Raw genomic sequence first — 15,624 nt, 5'->3', positions numbered from 1 at the left:
GTCAAGCTGGGGCAGGCTGCGGGCGTCGAGCGCAGCGAGGCCACGCGCCGGCTCTACCAGGGCTGGAAGAACGAGGTAGCCCAGAACGGACCGCACGGCCGCGTGGCGCAGGCCGCGCACGCGAAGTTCCTCGCCGCGTACAAGAAGGACCTCGACCAGGCGCGGGCGATCTACGAGGGCGTCCTGCGCGACGTGGACTCGATGGACGCGGACGGTGCCGAAGCATCCGGCCCGGAAGGAGCAGTCACCGGCGGCCTGGCGCGGGAGGCGGAGGAGCAGATCCGCGTCGCCGACCGCGACGAGCGGCTGACGAATTCCGCCTGCTTCCTCTCCCCCGACAGCTGCCAGCAGGGCGACCCCGCGGACAAGGCGCTGCAGGATGAAATCTCCGCCCTCGTCAAAGGCACGCTGGAAGCGGGAGGACCCGATGGCGGACTGAGCCTGTACTCCCTGCGCCGCAAGGCCGGTCTGCTCGCGCTGCGCGCACGGGTGATGGGCGCGGTGACCCAGCGGGCCGCGGCCCGGCTCGCCACCGAGGTAGCGACGCAACAGGACGGGCAGGGAACGCTGCGATCGTTGCCCTCCCCCGTGGCGCCGGCCGTCTCCGTCGCCCGCCGCAGCGTGACGCCCGCTGCCGATCCATACCGGTGAGAACCGTCCTCGTGGTTGCGGCGCTGGCCCTCGCCCCGCGGGCCGGCGCCGCCGCCGTTTCCTCTCCTTGCGCCGCGAACAGCGGGCCGCAGGGGCCCGACGATCCGCGGCTGAGGGAATGGCTTCGCGCGCTCGTGCACGAGGTGGCCCACGAGGAGGGCGTCGATCCGCACGTGCTCGAGGCGCTGGGCATGACCGAGACCGCGCTCCAGCCGGCATTGGGCCGGGCGTGTGAGGTCGGTCCGTTCCAGGTGATGCCGTGGTGGGCGGGAGTCTTCAGCCTGGACTCGCCCCTGCTCCTCTGGGATCCGCGCATCAACGCGATCGCCGCCGCCCGGATCTACAAGGCGGCCTGGCGGCGCTGGGATGCGCGCTTCGCGAGGGCGGGAGCGAACCGCGTGCTCCGCGCCGCGGGATGGCGGGGACCTCTCGATCGGGAGACCTTCGCCGCCCTGGCCTACAACTGGGGCAAGGCCCCGCAGGCGTTCGCGCAGGCTGCGGATCTGCGGACCGTGCCGATCCCTGCCTCCACCGCGTCGTACGCGCTGCGCTTCAGCCAGGCGCTGCGGGAAGCGCGGCAGCGGGCGCGCGCGGATAATGGCATTCCTCGAGCCCGACGGCCGTGATCGAAAGCAGATGCGAGAGCGGCGTGGTCAGCCGCCCGTCGCGCGTCGCCTCGTCGGCAAGCCGGGGTAGATCTTCGACCCGCGAGGGTAGTACCGCGCCGGCGGTCCAGGTCTCCTCGCGGTAACGAGGGTCGAGCGGCGCCTCGAGATCCGGAAGCTGCTCGTACGCGGCGCCCCCGTTCAGGTCTGTGGAGAAGACGGACCCGCGGACGGGGATGCGCGCGGCAAGCTCGCGCGCGGCCAGGAGAGACCCTGGCGACGGCGCGCCGCCGTGCACCAAAAGGATCGAGGCTGGCGGAGCCGCTGACCGCGCCAGCGCGGCCTTCGACTGCGGCGGGAGCACGCTCGGGACCCACGAAGCCTTCTCTCCGAGGACTGCCCTGAGCGCGGCGGCCGCATCCGCCCACGGCGCAAGCGCGTCCTCATCGATCACTTGCACGGCCGGTACGGCGGCGGGTGAGACGTCCGGCCAACGGAATTGCCCTGCGAGCAGCCTGGAGAGGATCCGCGGCCAGAGAGCGCGGGCCTCGAACGACTCCGCGCCGCGGCTCGCGGATTCGACGGCGGCCATCGCCAGCACCGCGTCGGCGCTGTCCGCGGCGCGAAGCACGGACCGGAATCCCTGGAGCGGAGGCGGCCGCGGACCTGCCTCGCACGACACCAATGGCAAGCGCACACGCCCGCGGTTCTTCCACACCACCGCGTCGTGCGGTGGCGAGCCTTCGGCGAAGACGCAGTGATCGTCGCGCTGCAGCGCCTGCGCCGCCACCGAGAGGCGCACGACCGGGTCGCGGCTCCAGCCGGCTTCCCACAGGCGCCAGAAATGGCCCGCCCCCCGCGGCGGATTGGCCAGGCCGCGCGCGTACTGCTCGTAGTCCATCAACCAGTCGTCGAGGAGGATGGGCCGCAGCGCGTCCGCATCCTGCGTCCAAAGGCGGCCCGCCGCATCGAGGAAGTACGACCCCAGCGCGGCCTCCACCAGCCAGAGCTGCTGCTGCTCGACGGAGTCGGTCGGCCCGGTGACCTCGCGCAACGCGGTATACAGGCTCTCTCCGAAGAAGAGGCGCGCCGCCGACTCGCGCGGGAGCGTCTGCAGGTGGCCCTGCACCTCGAGCCGGGTCACGGGGAGCGGATCGAGCACCCCTGGGAGCGGAGTGCGGAACCGGGGAACTCCGGGAACCGCGCGCGCCTCGATACCCCGCACGATCCAGTCAGCAAACGCCAACTCCGGATCGCACCACTTCTCCCCTCCCCGCAGCGTTGCCGCCAGTAGCAGATGCAGCGCTTCGTGGCGCGCGATCGCCTTGGCGTCGGCCGGCGAGGCTTCCTCGCCGATGGAGAGGCGGATGCATCCCGAGCCGAAGGAGACCGCCTCGCCTTCCGTGCGCGGGCCGGGGACGACGGCCACCTCCACGCGGTCCCATGGCCTTTGGGGCGTGCGGAGCTGGAGGGCGGCGGACAACAGCGCCGGCGCTTCGGTGAGGGCGTCGAGGACGGCATCCGGCACGCCCGGCGCGAGACGGCGATCGCCTGCGACGGGCCGCACCGAAGGCCTATCGTCGAGCCAGACCACCAGGAAGCCCCCGCAGCGCAAGCCGGAATCTGCGGCTGCCCCGAGAAGTTCTGCTGCGCTGTCCCCCACTCTCATGTTGAATTCTCCGGCAGTCCCGATCGTATGTCCTAGCGGGCCTTCCTCGTGACCGCAAACCCGCGGGCGCGGTCACGTAAACACCCGAACGCGGGAACACGGGGTCGATGCAGCCACTTCCGCAGCTCGAATCGTGCCTCCGCCTCGCGTTCGACGCGCGCGACCCAGAGCACGCCTCGGGCGTCTCGCTCGCTTCCTGGTTCGTCCGCGCCCCGACCCGGGGAAGGCGCCGCAGCGACCTCGACGCGGCGCTGCTGTTTCCGCCCGCCCTGCGGGCGCGGATGGGCCCGAAGGCCGATCGCGCGATCGCGCTGGCGATGGACCCGGCCTCCTGGCGCTTGTGCGCGGACCCTCGCGCGACAGTGCCCCTGGCCACGCGCGAATGGCTCGCCGAGGCTGCGATGGCCTTGGGCAGGACGGAAGGATTCGACCTCACCTGGGCCATGCTGCGGGCAATCTCCGAGCTGGAGTCCGCCGCGCAGCGCCTGCTCGGATCGCGCACGCCGCGCGCCACGCTGCGTCAGGTACTGCACGGGGTCGCCCAGAGGACGTTGCGCGTAGAGCCCTTCGCGGCGTTCGTGGTTCGGGTGCTGAAGATCGCCCAGGCCGCATACGCGGCGTTCCGGCACGCGGATCACCCCCACGACGCGTCGTGGGCGCTGGTGCAGGACCGGCTCTGGATGCCGCACCCGACGGGACGCTCCAGCCGCTCGGGATCCGGCGCCGCTCGCGGCGCGTATCTGCCCAGCTTGCTCCAGGCCGCCGCGGGCAACGCACGCAAGCGTCTGAACCGGAACCGGGCCGAACGGCGGACCACGGATCACGCCCGCGCCCTTCTCGCCCGGTTCGCTTCCGGACCGGGCGCGCGGTTCTGGCCCTGGGTGGACCGCGCGGGACGGCTCTTGCCGCAAGCGGAGCAGACCTTGACGCCGGAGATGGCGGGCCTCTGCTTCTTCACGCTGCTGGCCCATGCCGCGAGCGAGCGCCGCAGCCGCGGCGGGCCATCGGGCGGGCTCTCCGCTCCGTTGGCGGACGCGGGATTCGGATCGCCGGAATGGTTGCCCGATCGCACCGACGATCTGGCGATCCGGTTGCTCAGCGCCGGCGCGTCGTCGGACGTTCCGCGCGGCGAGCTGCTCGAGGCGGTGTCCGCGCTGGCCCGTGGAACGCTCGGTGGAACCTCCGCGCGCGACGTTTCCTTCGCCCTGCAGCGGCTGGGCGTGGACCTGGAGAACGGCGAGGCGGAGCGGATGCTGGAAGATGCGCGTACCCGCCTGCCGGATCTCGCCCGCTGGCTGGAAGAAAACGGCCGCGAGCTTCTGGAGAGGACCTGACGTGCGCCGGGCGAGCCTCGATCCGATCTGGCCCGAGCCTTCCGGCACCGCTGATGGGACCGAGCTCGTGGATCGCTGGGAAGCGCTCTTCGGAAGGGCGCCGCGGCTGCGCCCGTGGGTCGATCAGATGCTCGGCCGGCATCGGCTGCGCCTGACGGAGAGCGGCGCCGCGCCCGTCGAGGTGGAGCGCACGCTCTGGCTCGAGCTGTCGCGCTGGCTCGTCGACTTCGAGGCGCTGCCCGGGTTCGCCGTCTCCGCCATCGCGGTGACGCTGGAGGACGAGGCCGCGCACGAGGTCGATCCGGGCTCGCCGGACGACGACGAGCTCGCGCCCTCGCTGACGCCGGAGCAGGTGGTGTCCGATTGCGAAGCGCTGCTCTCGGACGCGGCCTTCGCGCTCGCCTGGCACTGCGTCGATGCCTGCCTCCGGCCCCAGCTCGTCACGTCCGGCGAGCTCTCGCGGATCCCCCAGACCGACTGGTTCGCGCTCCTTCACGCCACCGCCCGCCCGCAGCCGGTCCTCACGGCGCAGGTCGCCATCACGCTGGTGCTGCACGTGCTCAGCCCGGCGTGGGCGCGCAATCCCGCGGCATGCCGGCACGCCGCGCTGCGGCTCTTCCTCGCCCGGCCCGAGGACCTGCGCGGAGATCTGCGGCGCCTTTGCGCGTCCCTGCCGCCGCATTGGGCCCTGGAGCCGGCGCAGTTGCCGGCATTCGTGGCGGCGGCGGCCAAGGCTCGAGTCGCTCTGATGGATGCTTCCGGCCTCTGCGCGCGCATCGCCGCTTCTGCCCGGGCACGGCCAGGCGGGCTCGCCCTGCTCGGGGCGGATTCGGCGCCTCCGGCGTCGCCCGAGGAGCTCGGCGCGCTCTTCCGAAACATGAGGAAGTACGGACACATGGGAGGCTTCCGCCAGCTTCTTTCCCTCCTCTGACGCTCGGCTCGGATTTTTTTGCTTGCTCGAACGTACGACATCGCACGAGGTTTCGATGGTCTCCCTCGACGTGGCAGCGACCTGGACACGCATGCTTTCGGTGACGGCGGGAGCCTGCACGGCGGCGGGAGCTCCCGGTCCCGGCACGCGAGTCCGCGGCAGGCCCGCGCTGGAATGGGTGCCCGGGCCGTGGCTGGGCCTGATCGACTTCGACGGGCTGCGCCGGTTGGAGCGCGAGGTCCTCTTGCCCTGGCTCTTCGGACACGTCGAACGCCTGTTGCTCGTCCGCCACATCCTGCTCGCGAAGCCCCTCGAGGAGGACATCTTCATCGAGCTGACCGCGCAGGCGCTGGAGGCGATGCCCGAAGGCTGGCGCGACCGTCCGCATCCCATCCTCATCCTCGCTCCGGCGCAGCGCGGACGCCGGGAGCGGCGCACGGAGTACCTCGACGCGCTCTCGCGGCTGCGGATCCCCCTGGTTTCCAGGGGGAGCGAGCTATGGGCGGTGCGCGAGTTCGACGTGGACTTCCTCGTCGCGCTCGCGCAGCTGTCGGACCCGCTGGAGCGCGCCTCGTTCCGGGCATCGATCGACCCGAGCCAGACGCGGCTGTTCGATCAGCAGCTCGCGGTCGCCGAGGCGGCGGTGCTCGACGATCTCGCCGGCGGCCGCGACGAGGAGACGCCGATCGGTCTCGACGTCGACGCACTCTCGTCGCTGCATCCCGGGGTGCACCCCCTCGCCCTGTACTCGGCGGTGGAGCGCGCGCACAACCGCCGCCGCGACAGCGCCGAGCGGACGGATTTCTCCGCCCGAAGCCTGGAAGCGCGGCTCTCCGCGCGAGGCTTCCCGGAAAGGGCGCGACCCTTCACGCCGGAGTTCGCCGATCGCGCCGGCAGCGCCGGATTGCTCTTGCCTGCCGACCTGCAGCGCATCTTCGAGGCTTCGGAGCTTCTCGGGCAGCAATGAGCGCGCATGCGCCCATCGTGGTGGCGAGACCTTTGCCCGCGCCGGACGACGGGCTCGTGCGCGTCGGCTGGCTTCGGACGATCGGGCGACTTGCCCTGGAGCCGCGCGTGCATCCCTGGACGGCGCACTGGCGCCTGCGGCGCCGCGCCCCGCTCGCCGCGGTGGTGGTCGCGCTGCTGTTCCTCCTCCTCTTCGCCGCCAGCGGATGTTCCTCGGTTCCGCTGCAGTCCGTGCGCAGCTCCGTCATCTCCCCCCACCCCGCGCAGGGGCTGCGCTGCGAGAGCGTGCTCATCTCGCAGGAGGTGCAGGTCCCGCCCGAGGGCGAGCTCGGCGACCTGCGGGTCACCATCGACGACATTCCGCCGGCGCTGGGGAAGCTGCGCATCCTGGTGCGAAAGCCGCGGTTCGCCGCCGCGCTGGAGCTCGCGACGGATGACAAACCGGAGTTCGACAAGGTGCTGGACGTGCAACCGGGAGCCGGCCAGAAATCGCTCACCGTCGTCCTGGCGAGGCCGAGGCGCGCTGGCGACGGCTGGCCGCGGCGGGACTGCAAGGCCTGCCGCGTGGACCAGGACGCGTCCGAAATCGACGCGGCGTTCGCGGCGCAGTCGCAGGAGCCGGCCACCCGTCCCGGAGCAGCGCTGCGCGACTTTTCGGCATCGCTGTCGGCGGAGGCGCGGCGTTGCGGTGTCGCCCTCGATCCCGCCCTGCGCGGCGTACAGTCGGCTTTGGGCCAGCTCGATGCCGCTCGTGCGCTCCTCTACGGCAAGGACGCGGGCATCCCAGACGCCCCAGGCGTCTTCCGCTCCTGGGAGGCTGCGACCGCGGCGATGGAAGGCGCCATCGCCACCTCGGCGCGACGGGCCGGCTGGCCTTCGTCGCTCCGCCCAGGCAACGCCGGCAGGCTGCGGGCCAGCGCACTGCACCTCGACGCCGCGGCGCAGCTCGCGGCGCTGCCACCTGCCGACAAGCCCACCGCGGCGAGGTGGGTCGCCGTCGCGCTCGCGACGGACGCCACCGCCCTGCAACAGCGGCTCTCCGCGCTGCCGGCCATTCGCGATCTGGACGACGCGCAGGCGCGCCTCGAGTGGGTGAACCCGCGGCCCGGCGCTCCGCTGCCGATTCCCGGCGTCTCCAAACCGGCGGCGCTGCGGATCCGCGACTGGGCGCCTCCCATCCGCGGAAGGCGCTGCATCGGGTCCGCCGGCGCGGCACCGGTGCGTAACGCGGACGAGGATGCCGCCATCGTCGCCAGGCTGCTCGGTGGCGACGAGCGGCGATTGCGCATCGCGCGCGCCTCCGACATCGCCGCCGCGCGACGGTCCTTGCGCCAGTCCGGCGATTTGCTTTGCGAGGCGCCGCAACCGGACATCACGGCGCTCTTTTCGGGGCTGGAGGACAAGGACCTAGGGCCCATCGCCGAGCGCCTGGAGGAAATCTTCGACGCCGCTGACCCGCGTCACGAGCACGACGAGCTGGCGCGCGCCGTGCTGGCCCGCACTTCCCAGCTCCTCTGCAAGGTGCTCGACGCGGAGAACATCCAGCAGCGGGCCGCCTCCGTCGTCGGCTACAAGGTCTTCGTCGAAGGCGGAACGCGGATCCTCGAGCTTTTGCCGCAGCCGCTGATCTGCGGCAGCCATCTGTTGACGGCACGCGAGGTCCGCAGGCGGCTGCGCACCGTGTACCGCGAGGCGCTCGACCGCCATGCGGTGAAGGAGCGGCTCTGTGCGGTGCGGAGCGGCAAATGCCCCGACGAGGTGGCCGCCTCCGTCCGCAAGCTGTTCGGCCTGCACCGCCCCGACCTGGCGGCTCCCGCGTCGCCGGACAGCCGCAGGCTGGAGTTTCCTCCGCCGTTCGGGTTCAGCGACGAGTGGGTGCAGAAGCTCGATCGCTGCGCGCAGGAGGCGTGCGAGGCCCTCTCGCGGCTGCGCGCCGAAGCGCCGTTTGGCCAGTTCGACGGCTCGGTGTGCCTGCCGCGCGAGCCGGGCATCGAGCGCCCGCAGGAGGTGACGCTGTCGAGTCCCGAAAGCCCGAGCAGCGTGACGCTGTCGAGCTGCGACGCGCACGCCGGAGTGCGGCTGACGCTGCGCCGCCTGCGCGAGGCCGGCACTCTCATCTCCATCGCCAGCACGCACCCCTTCCGCTACGGCAGCGAGAACGTGACGCGCCAGGGCCGCCATCCACAGCTCGGCCGCATCTACGAGCGGGTGGCCGACCTGACCGATCCGGAGGACGTGTCGCGCCGCGCCGACTCGGTCTTCGAGGTGGCGCTGACGCCGACGGTGACCAACCAGGTCTTCTATTTCTTCAGCCTTCGCAGGCGCGATTACTGAGGAGGGGAATCGCTGCGCACGCTGTTCGCGATGGTCATGGCCTTCGCCGGGGTCGCCGCCTCCGGCACCGCGTACGTGCGCAGCAGCGCGCCCGTGCGGCCGGCATCGCCCTGGTCTTTGGCCGAGCGGGCGGGAGCGCTGCGCATCGATCGCGCTCTGCCCGAGGCCGTGCAGAAGCCGGCGACGTTCTCCGTCCGCGACCGCCACGCGGTCCTCAAAGTGCGCCAGCCGACGGGGCCGGTGCTCCTCAAGTGCCCCCTGCGGGCAGACGTCCCGGAGCAGTACCTGCGTTTCGCCACCGCGGGCGCCACCCAGGAATGCGAGGCGCAGGCCGTCGACGAAGTCGGCGACGTTCTCGTCTACGAGGTGAGCGGCCGCGTGTCGCCGCTCTGTCCCGGGCAGTTCGCCACCCTGACCGAGCAGCAGCTCCACGACGCGCTGTTCCTGCCGGCTCTGCAGACCGCCCGGCCGCGCGACGAGCCCGCACCCGCCTCCGTCCTGCAGCCAGGCCGCCTCGAGGCCTGCGCCGGTGCCGGGGCGAACTGCGCGGTGAGCAAGGCCGCGAGCGCGCTGCTCTATTGCGGTGTCGTCCGCACCTGCGCCGAGGGAGCCTGCTACCAGGGCGGCAGCGCCGACGTCGCTCCCGACGACGTCGCGACGAGCCTCTACTATTACCAGGCGCTGGCCCAGGCGACGGCGCCGTCCACCGTGGCGCCTGCCGCGTGCGGCCCCGTCCCGATGAGCGTCCACCTGAGCACGCTGGTGTCCGAGGCGGTGACCGCCACCAACTCCGCCAGGTTCATCGAGGCACAGCCGTGGAACGCGGCGACGCTGGGCGCGCCGGGCAGCCCGGAGACCGCGGCCGACCTGCGCGCGTTCTTCGATCGCCATCCGCGGGGAATCTGCCTGTTCATGCGCGGAATCGACGTCGAGCGGCCGCGCGAAGCGGAGATGGCGGCGCAGACGCTCGCGTTCCCGGTCTTCGCGCCGTTCGATCCGCGGCTTCCCTCGCGCGCCACGCCGCTGCTGCGCAGCCTGCAGCGGGCCGCCTTCGACGAGGAGACGATGGCGGCGCTGTTCGGCCGCTGCGAGCCCGGCGGCGAGAAGGCATGCAAGCTGAAGCGTGAGAGGATGGCGGCGCAGCTCCGCGCTTCCGTCGGCAAGCTGCAGACGCCGCTGACCAACCTCGCGGCCGACGAGATCCCCTACCACGTCGGAGCGTCAGGTCCGTTCCACCTCGCCGATTACGACGCCCTGCACGTGACGCTGGAGAGCTCGGCCGAGGTGCCCAAGGCAAAAGGGACCCGGTCGCGGCTGTTGATCCGCTACCAGCCGCTCTGGCCCGAGTCCGTGGCGGAGAAGCGGCTGCAATGCCTGCAGCAGCCCGGGATCTGTCTCTTCCGCGCGCTCTGGAACCTCGACGCGCCGGCGCGCCCCGAACCAGGCGAGGACGGATTCGAGTCGCTGGTGGCGCTCTTCGGGCGCAGGGACGGCAGCACGCGGTGCGTGCGCCGCCTGTTCAACGCGCTCGCCACGGCGAGCGAAGATCGCCTTCTCGAGCTCCAGCGCGACCTGCGTGAGCCGGTGGCCGCGGGAGAGAACCGGGCGCCTTGTGACGCGCGCGCCCGCGCGCTCGCGGGCCTCGTGCCTCGCAACGACGACGGCCTTGCCCCCGCCTGCGAAGATCCCGGGCCGGCGCAGCCCTTCGGCGAAATCGGCGACGCCAGCTGCCGTCCTCTCAGCCTCGTGTACGTGCAGGAGGAGCCATGGGCGGCGGCAGCCGCGCGCATCGCCGCGGTCGCCGCTGGCCGCGGTGTCGCAGTGCAGGTTTCCGGCGTGAAGGCGAGCGAGGTCCACCGCGGATCGCTGGGGAGCTGGGACGTCCTGCTGACGGTCGCCAGCAACTATTACAACCGTCGCTACCCGACGCTGGTTCCCCTGCTGCATCCGGCCGGCAACCAGAACCTCAGCGGAGGCCAGGCGGTGAGCGAGTCTCCCGGCCGCGCGCTGCTCGCCGGCTACGAGTCGTCGATCGTCTATCCGCCACCTTCCTGGCTGGGAAGCTCGTCGGCGCCGCCGCCGACGCGCGCCGAAAGCCTGCGTCTGCTGGAACAGGACGTGGCGAGAAACGGGCCAGCGCCCATCTATCCGCTCGCGTTTCTTCGTCCGGCGACGCTGACGATCCCCGAATCGCAAGCTGACGCAGCCCGCAGCCCGCGCTACTTCGGTCGTCTGCTCCAGGCCTGGAGCACGCCGCAATGAGCGCAGCGCTGCTGGCGGTGGCGCTGGTCGCGAGCGGAACCGACGCCCAGGACTGGTTTCGCGCCGTCCAGTACGCCGCGAAGCCCACGGCGCTGCGCGGCTGCTCCGAATGCCAGGGTGAGCCCGATGACGTCTGCGAAGTGCGCGCGGGCGCCCTGGCCCGTGCGTTGGGCGAGTCCACGGCGCTGCCTTCGCCAGCGCCGAATCGGGTCAAGCTCCTCCGCTCGAAAGCGGACCCCGATTGCGCGGTGCAATCCGCGACCCTCTTCGGAGCGCGCGGAACCGTCGAGCTCGCCGCGCTTCGGCTGGCCAGGACGCCTCCTTCCGCCGCGCTCATCGACCGCTTCGCAGTGCGGCTCGCGGTGGTGGGTTGGCCGCGGGCCCCGCAGCGCAGGAAGGGACAACGCCTCGTCGCCGTCGCCACCGATCGGGCGGAGCTGCGCACGGCCCTCGTCTGCTGGGGGGCGCAGCGTGCCTGGCCAACGGCGGACCTGGGCCCTGCGACTCTCTGCGAATGGTGGCTCTTGCCGGTCCGCTCCGACAACGAGCCCGATCTCGCCCGGCCGTCGTTTCCGCTGATCGCCGGCCGCGACCGATGGCCCGAGAAGTTCCGCTTCGGCGATCCCAGATGGAGCCGCGCCTTCGACCGCTCCCTGCCGCTCGACGAAGCCGTCCTGCTCGGAAGCGAGGCCCGCGCGGAAGCGCAGCCTGCGGCACCTCCGCCGCCAGCTCCTGTGACCCCGACGGCACCCGCGATCGCGCGCTGTGGAGAAGGCCGGGTGCGTACGGCCGTGCTGGACCGATTCGATCAGTGGGAAGCCGGGATCGTCGGGCCGCCGAAGTCGCTCGACCGCACCGCCTGGAGCCTCGACGCGGCAGCGTGGTCCGGGCACTGCCAGGAGCTGGACGTCCTGCGCTCCGCGCTCGAGCAGCAGCTCGGGTGCGCGCTGGCGCAGGCAGGCCGATGCGTCGGCCTCTCGGCGCTGAAGGAGGAAGCGCGATGAGCGTCGAGGCGCAGACCGACGGCATCGTCGCGCTTGCGACGGCGGCGCGCGGGTCGCGCCTGGCGGCCTCGGCGCTTCGCTGGACCGCGGCTTGCGCCGTGTCCTTCGCCTCGCTCCTCGTTCTTTCCGTTGCGCTGGCGGAGGTCGATCGCACCCGTCCCACCGTGGCGGCTCCGCCTTCCGCTTCCGCCTATCTGGATTTCGACCTCGCAGTCCTGCGCGCGCTCGCGCAGCGCAGCCTCGAGGCCAAGGACCGGGACGACGTCCTCCGCGGCATGTGGGGCAGGCGCCCGCCGTGGAGACCTCCGGAGATCGCCGACCAAAGGTCGCATCTCGTTTCGCTGCGCGATGCCTGGGCGGCGGCCGTCGCCGGCAAGAGCCGCTTCCGCAGCGCGGCGTGGGGTGCGTACGACGCGCTGGGTCTCCTGCTTTGCGGGCTCTCCCTCGCCCTGGCTGCCGCCGGCATCGCCGGGGCCATCGCGGAGGGGATCCGCGCAGGCCGCATGACGGCGCGTCCCGCCGGCCGGTTCGCGACGGGAGCTTCGACGGCCGCCCTGATCGTGCTTCCGCTCGCGCCGCTCTTCGATCCAGCGCTGTTCTACGATCGGACCCGCTCGATCGGTGCCGGACCGGCCGCGGCGCTGTTCGTCGCCGGATTCGCCGGCGCGATGGCGGGCGCGGCGGCACGGTCGCTGTTCGGTCCGCCACCGCAGGCGGCGCATCTGAGCGCCCTGGGAGCGCGGCCCGCTCTCTCCTGCGCGGCGCGACTCTCCGTCCTCGACGCGACGCGCTGGCTCGTCCCGTTGGTTCCGGCCCTCGCGGCGGCCGCCGTGTTCGCCGGCGCGAAGGCGGACCAGGACCCCGCCTTGCAGGCGGCCTCCAGCGGTCTCGGCTCGCTGATCCGCGCTGCCATGGCGGAGGTGTCGGCGGGCGATAGACTCTCTTCCGCGGCGCTGGTCGGCGGCGCGCTCGTCGTCCTCTGGTATCTCGGCCACCGATTCGTCGCGGAAGTCCGCTGGTCCCTCAGCGCCTCGGGGACCGCGACGTGACGGCGCACCAGGCCGTCGACGCGCTCCTCCCGCCGGGGTTCCGCGCACCCGCCGCCATCGCAGGCATCCTGCTCGTCCTGGGGTTCGCGCAGGCGGTCGCCTTGACCGACCGCGCGGAGCCGTATCCGCTCACGGCGGCGATCCTCGCGATCCTCCTGATGGGCGGCGGTGCCGTCCTCGCTGCATTCATTCGCCGCAACCTTCGCGGCGAGCTCGCCGACACCGGGCCGCGCTCCGTTGCCGACCTGCTGGCGCTGGTCGCGGCCGCCGTCATCGCCGCCGCGACGCTCGGCATCTGGAGCTCCACGGGCACGCTCTTCCCGTTGCGGATGGCGCTCTGGTGGCGAGGACCGCTTCCCTTCGAGCGCATCCTCGAGCCTGCGTTGCCGATGATGCTGGCGGGCACCTGCCTCATCGCCCTCGGCGCCGCCGCGACGGCGGTGTGGATCGGCGCCCTCTGGACGCTGCTCTACGCGCGGCGTCTGGAATCGGCGCTGCGCATCTGTGGCGCCGCTCTGTCCTTTGCGGGAGCGGTTCCCTACGTCGCCTTTGCCCTGGTCGTACGTGCGCTGGTCTGCAGCCCAGTCGCGATGCTCGCCGCCGGCCAATGGCTGGCGCTGCGTCCCGAGGATCAGCTCGCGTATCGATCGCTCCTGGGCGCCGCTCCAGGGCTCCTCGCCGCGTCGGCAGCGCTAGGCCTGGGGATCAGCCGCGGCCTCTGGAGCTGGCTGGACGACGTCCGGGCCGCGGAGGAGAGCAGCGACTCGTTCCTCGCCGCCACCGTTCGCGGCGAGAAACGCTGGGCGATCCTGCTCCGCCACGGGCTCTGGCTGCGGCGGCGCCGGGAGCTCGGCGCGCTCCTGCTCGCCGGAATGGCCGGCGCCGTCCTCATCGACATCGTCTCCAACACGTTGATCGACAGCTTCCGTCCGCCCGGCTTTCCTCCCTACCCTTCCCTCGGCGCGGCGCTCTTCCTCCGTGGCGCCGACGAGAGCGGCGCGCCGGGCCCGTTCCCGGAGGCCTGGGGCTCCGCGCACGTGACCGTGGTCGCCGCCGCCCTCCTCCTGCTGCTCGCGCAGACGTTGCCGCGCCGAGCCGGCCGGATCGAGCTGGACGGCGGCGTTCTCCGCGTCGGCCCCGCAGTGCTCGCCCGCGGCATCGCGAGCGCGCACGGCCTCGCCCCAAGGCCGGCGCTGCAGTGGGTCCTCGGTCCTTCGGGCGCCGGGAAGAGCACCCTGCTCCGGGCGTGGAGCGCGCAGCTCCAGCGCGCGATTCTCGTTCCCCAGGATCCCGACGAAGCGCTGCCTGCGGCCTTCTCCGGCACCGACGTGGCGGCGGTCGCGCGCGCGGCGCCGGTCCGCACCGATCGCGTTCTCTGGGACCTGCTCGGGCGCCTCGGCGACGACCCGGTGCGCCGCCGCCTCTTCGATCCGTTCACGTCGGTGGCGACGCTCTCGCGCGGCGAGCGGCAGCGCCTGCTGCTCGCGCTCGCGCTCTCCCGCGCGCGGGCGGATCCCGGCTGCACGCTGCTCCTCGACGAGCCCACCTCCGCCCAGGACGGCGCGCGCACGTCCGCGCTGCTGGAATGCGTGCGCGACCTGTTGCCGGCGAAGTTCACCGGAAGCGGGGCTTTGGTGCTCACCTCGCACGATCCGGAGCCGATCGATGCGCTGCTCGGCGACCGCGGCGCGCAGGCCGTCGCGGACCACGTCCTCTGGATCGAGAACCGCCGCGCCCGCTCCTTGACGATACGCAGGGACGGAGAGCGCCGCTGGGAGGGAGCCGAAGGGCAAGGCCTGCAGGAATACCTCGATGCCGTGGGAGCGCTCTTCGCCGCGCGCGACGGCGCCCGGCCTGAGGGTGTCGCCGGCTCCGGCGCGCCCGACGGCGTCCGCGTCCTGCGGACCCGCGTCACCATCGGAGGCCGCTCTCATGCCGTCTCGCCCGACGCGCGCATCCGCGGAGGCGAGCTCGTCGTCCTCTGCGGGCCCTCCGGATGCGGCAAGTCGACGGTCCTGCGGGAGATCGCGGCGCGGCCGCCCCTTCCGATCCGGGTCGGCTACGTGATGCAGGACGCTGCGCGCGCATTTCCCGCCGAAATGCCGGTCCACGAGATCCTCGGTGGCGGATCCATCCAGCCCAGACGCGCGCTGGCCCAGAGCTGGTTTGGCGCCCAGCTCGATGACGATCTGGTCTCACGGCCCGTCGGCACGCTCTCGGAGGGCGAGCGACAGCGGATCCTGCTCGCAGGCGAAGTGCTCCGGCTGGAATCGGCGCGGGATCGGACGCGCCTCCTGCTTCTCGACGAGCCATTCGGAGCAGCCGATCCGGCGGCTCACCTGCGGCTGATGGACGCGCTGCTCCGCTGGGTCCACGAGCCGTCCGGCCGGAACGCGGCGATCCTCGTCTCACACAGTCCACTGGTGGACCTCGGGCTCGCGCGCGCTTTCGGCGTCCCCACCCGCGAGTGGACGATCGAAGGCGGAGACCGATGAACCGCGCGGCCCGCAAAATGGCGCTCCTCGAACGCAGGCCCTGGACCCTGGCGCTCATCTCCGCGGCCGGTGTGACGCTCCTCGTCCCCAGCGTGCTGGCGCTGTACGGCCCGCCGGAGCTGCTCGATTCCGCGATCGCGCTCGGCGATACCCGCCTGGCTCTGGGCCTCACTGGCCTGTTCGCCGGCAGCGCCGGAATTCTCCGCCTGCTGCTGCGGCGCCGCCGTCTTGCCGAAGAGCAGATCGACGAAGAGACGCCTCCCGCCGAATCCGACGCCGCGCATCGGCCGCCCGGAACCGCCCCCCGCGCGCACCTGCGCTGAG

11 protein-coding genes are annotated in these 15,624 nt (G+C 72.5%); 10 read left to right on the top strand and 1 reads right to left on the bottom strand.

Annotated elements, in window-relative coordinates:
• Positions 1 to 647: 647 nt before the first annotated feature.
• Positions 648 to 1,277, top strand: coding sequence for a lytic transglycosylase domain-containing protein (locus E6J58_10740; protein TMB37794.1), 630 nt, complete (start codon positions 648 to 650; stop codon positions 1,275 to 1,277).
• Here the strand turns inward: E6J58_10740 and E6J58_10735 are convergent.
• Positions 1,204 to 2,823, bottom strand: a complete 1,620-nt coding sequence (locus E6J58_10735) for a hypothetical protein (protein TMB37793.1) — start codon at positions 2,821 to 2,823, stop codon at positions 1,204 to 1,206. The genes E6J58_10740 and E6J58_10735 overlap by 74 nt on opposite strands.
• A gap of 209 nt (positions 2,824 to 3,032) precedes the next feature.
• Between E6J58_10735 and E6J58_10730 the strand changes: the two genes are divergently transcribed.
• Genes E6J58_10730 through E6J58_10690 form a run of 9 tightly spaced genes read left to right on the top strand, consistent with a single transcriptional unit; the run spans position 3,033 to position 15,623 of the window.
• On the top strand, positions 3,033 to 4,259 hold the full coding sequence (locus E6J58_10730; GenBank protein ID TMB37792.1) for a hypothetical protein: 1,227 nt from the start codon (positions 3,033 to 3,035) through the stop codon (positions 4,257 to 4,259).
• Between the two features lies 1 nt (position 4,260).
• Entirely contained in the window at positions 4,261 to 5,190 is a 930-nt protein-coding gene (locus tag E6J58_10725) for a hypothetical protein (protein TMB37791.1), read from the top strand.
• A 55-nt stretch (positions 5,191 to 5,245) separates the two neighbouring features.
• A complete protein-coding gene (locus E6J58_10720; GenBank protein ID TMB37790.1) occupies positions 5,246 to 6,157 on the top strand; it encodes a hypothetical protein in 912 nt (303 codons plus the stop codon).
• Positions 6,154 to 8,490, top strand: a complete 2,337-nt coding sequence (locus E6J58_10715) for a hypothetical protein (protein ID TMB37789.1) — start codon at positions 6,154 to 6,156, stop codon at positions 8,488 to 8,490. Before E6J58_10720 ends, E6J58_10715 begins: the two co-directional genes overlap by 4 nt.
• 30 nt (positions 8,491 to 8,520) lie before the next feature.
• Positions 8,521 to 10,752, top strand: a complete 2,232-nt coding sequence (locus tag E6J58_10710) for a hypothetical protein (GenBank protein ID TMB37788.1) — start codon at positions 8,521 to 8,523, stop codon at positions 10,750 to 10,752.
• Complete coding sequence (locus E6J58_10705; protein TMB37787.1) at positions 10,749 to 11,756, top strand: hypothetical protein; 1,008 nt, start codon at positions 10,749 to 10,751, stop codon at positions 11,754 to 11,756. The genes E6J58_10710 and E6J58_10705 overlap by 4 nt, the downstream gene beginning before the upstream one ends.
• Entirely contained in the window at positions 11,753 to 12,805 is a 1,053-nt protein-coding gene (locus E6J58_10700) for a hypothetical protein (GenBank protein ID TMB37786.1), read from the top strand. Before E6J58_10705 ends, E6J58_10700 begins: the two co-directional genes overlap by 4 nt.
• Positions 12,802 to 15,300, top strand: coding sequence for an ATP-binding cassette domain-containing protein (locus tag E6J58_10695; protein TMB37785.1), 2,499 nt, complete (start codon positions 12,802 to 12,804; stop codon positions 15,298 to 15,300). The genes E6J58_10700 and E6J58_10695 overlap by 4 nt, the downstream gene beginning before the upstream one ends.
• Entirely contained in the window at positions 15,297 to 15,623 is a 327-nt protein-coding gene (locus E6J58_10690; GenBank protein ID TMB37784.1) for a hypothetical protein, read from the top strand. Before E6J58_10695 ends, E6J58_10690 begins: the two co-directional genes overlap by 4 nt.
• Position 15,624: the final 1 nt, after the last annotated feature.

The organism is Deltaproteobacteria bacterium, from assembly GCA_005879535.1.
Classification (GTDB): Bacteria; Myxococcota; Myxococcia; order Myxococcales; family 40CM-4-68-19; genus 40CM-4-68-19.
This window is presented reverse-complemented; position numbering and strand designations above follow the sequence as displayed.

Coding starts and splice junctions, on each gene's coding strand:
- E6J58_10730 (TMB37792.1), top strand. CDS start 3,033: ATGCAGCCACTTCCGCAGCTCGAATCGTGCCTCCGCCTCGCGTTCGAC.
- E6J58_10720 (TMB37790.1), top strand. CDS start 5,246: ATGGTCTCCCTCGACGTGGCAGCGACCTGGACACGCATGCTTTCGGTG.
- E6J58_10715 (TMB37789.1), top strand. CDS start 6,154: ATGAGCGCGCATGCGCCCATCGTGGTGGCGAGACCTTTGCCCGCGCCG.
- E6J58_10710 (TMB37788.1), top strand. CDS start 8,521: ATGGTCATGGCCTTCGCCGGGGTCGCCGCCTCCGGCACCGCGTACGTG.
- E6J58_10705 (TMB37787.1), top strand. CDS start 10,749: ATGAGCGCAGCGCTGCTGGCGGTGGCGCTGGTCGCGAGCGGAACCGAC.
- E6J58_10700 (TMB37786.1), top strand. CDS start 11,753: ATGAGCGTCGAGGCGCAGACCGACGGCATCGTCGCGCTTGCGACGGCG.
- E6J58_10690 (TMB37784.1), top strand. CDS start 15,297: ATGAACCGCGCGGCCCGCAAAATGGCGCTCCTCGAACGCAGGCCCTGG.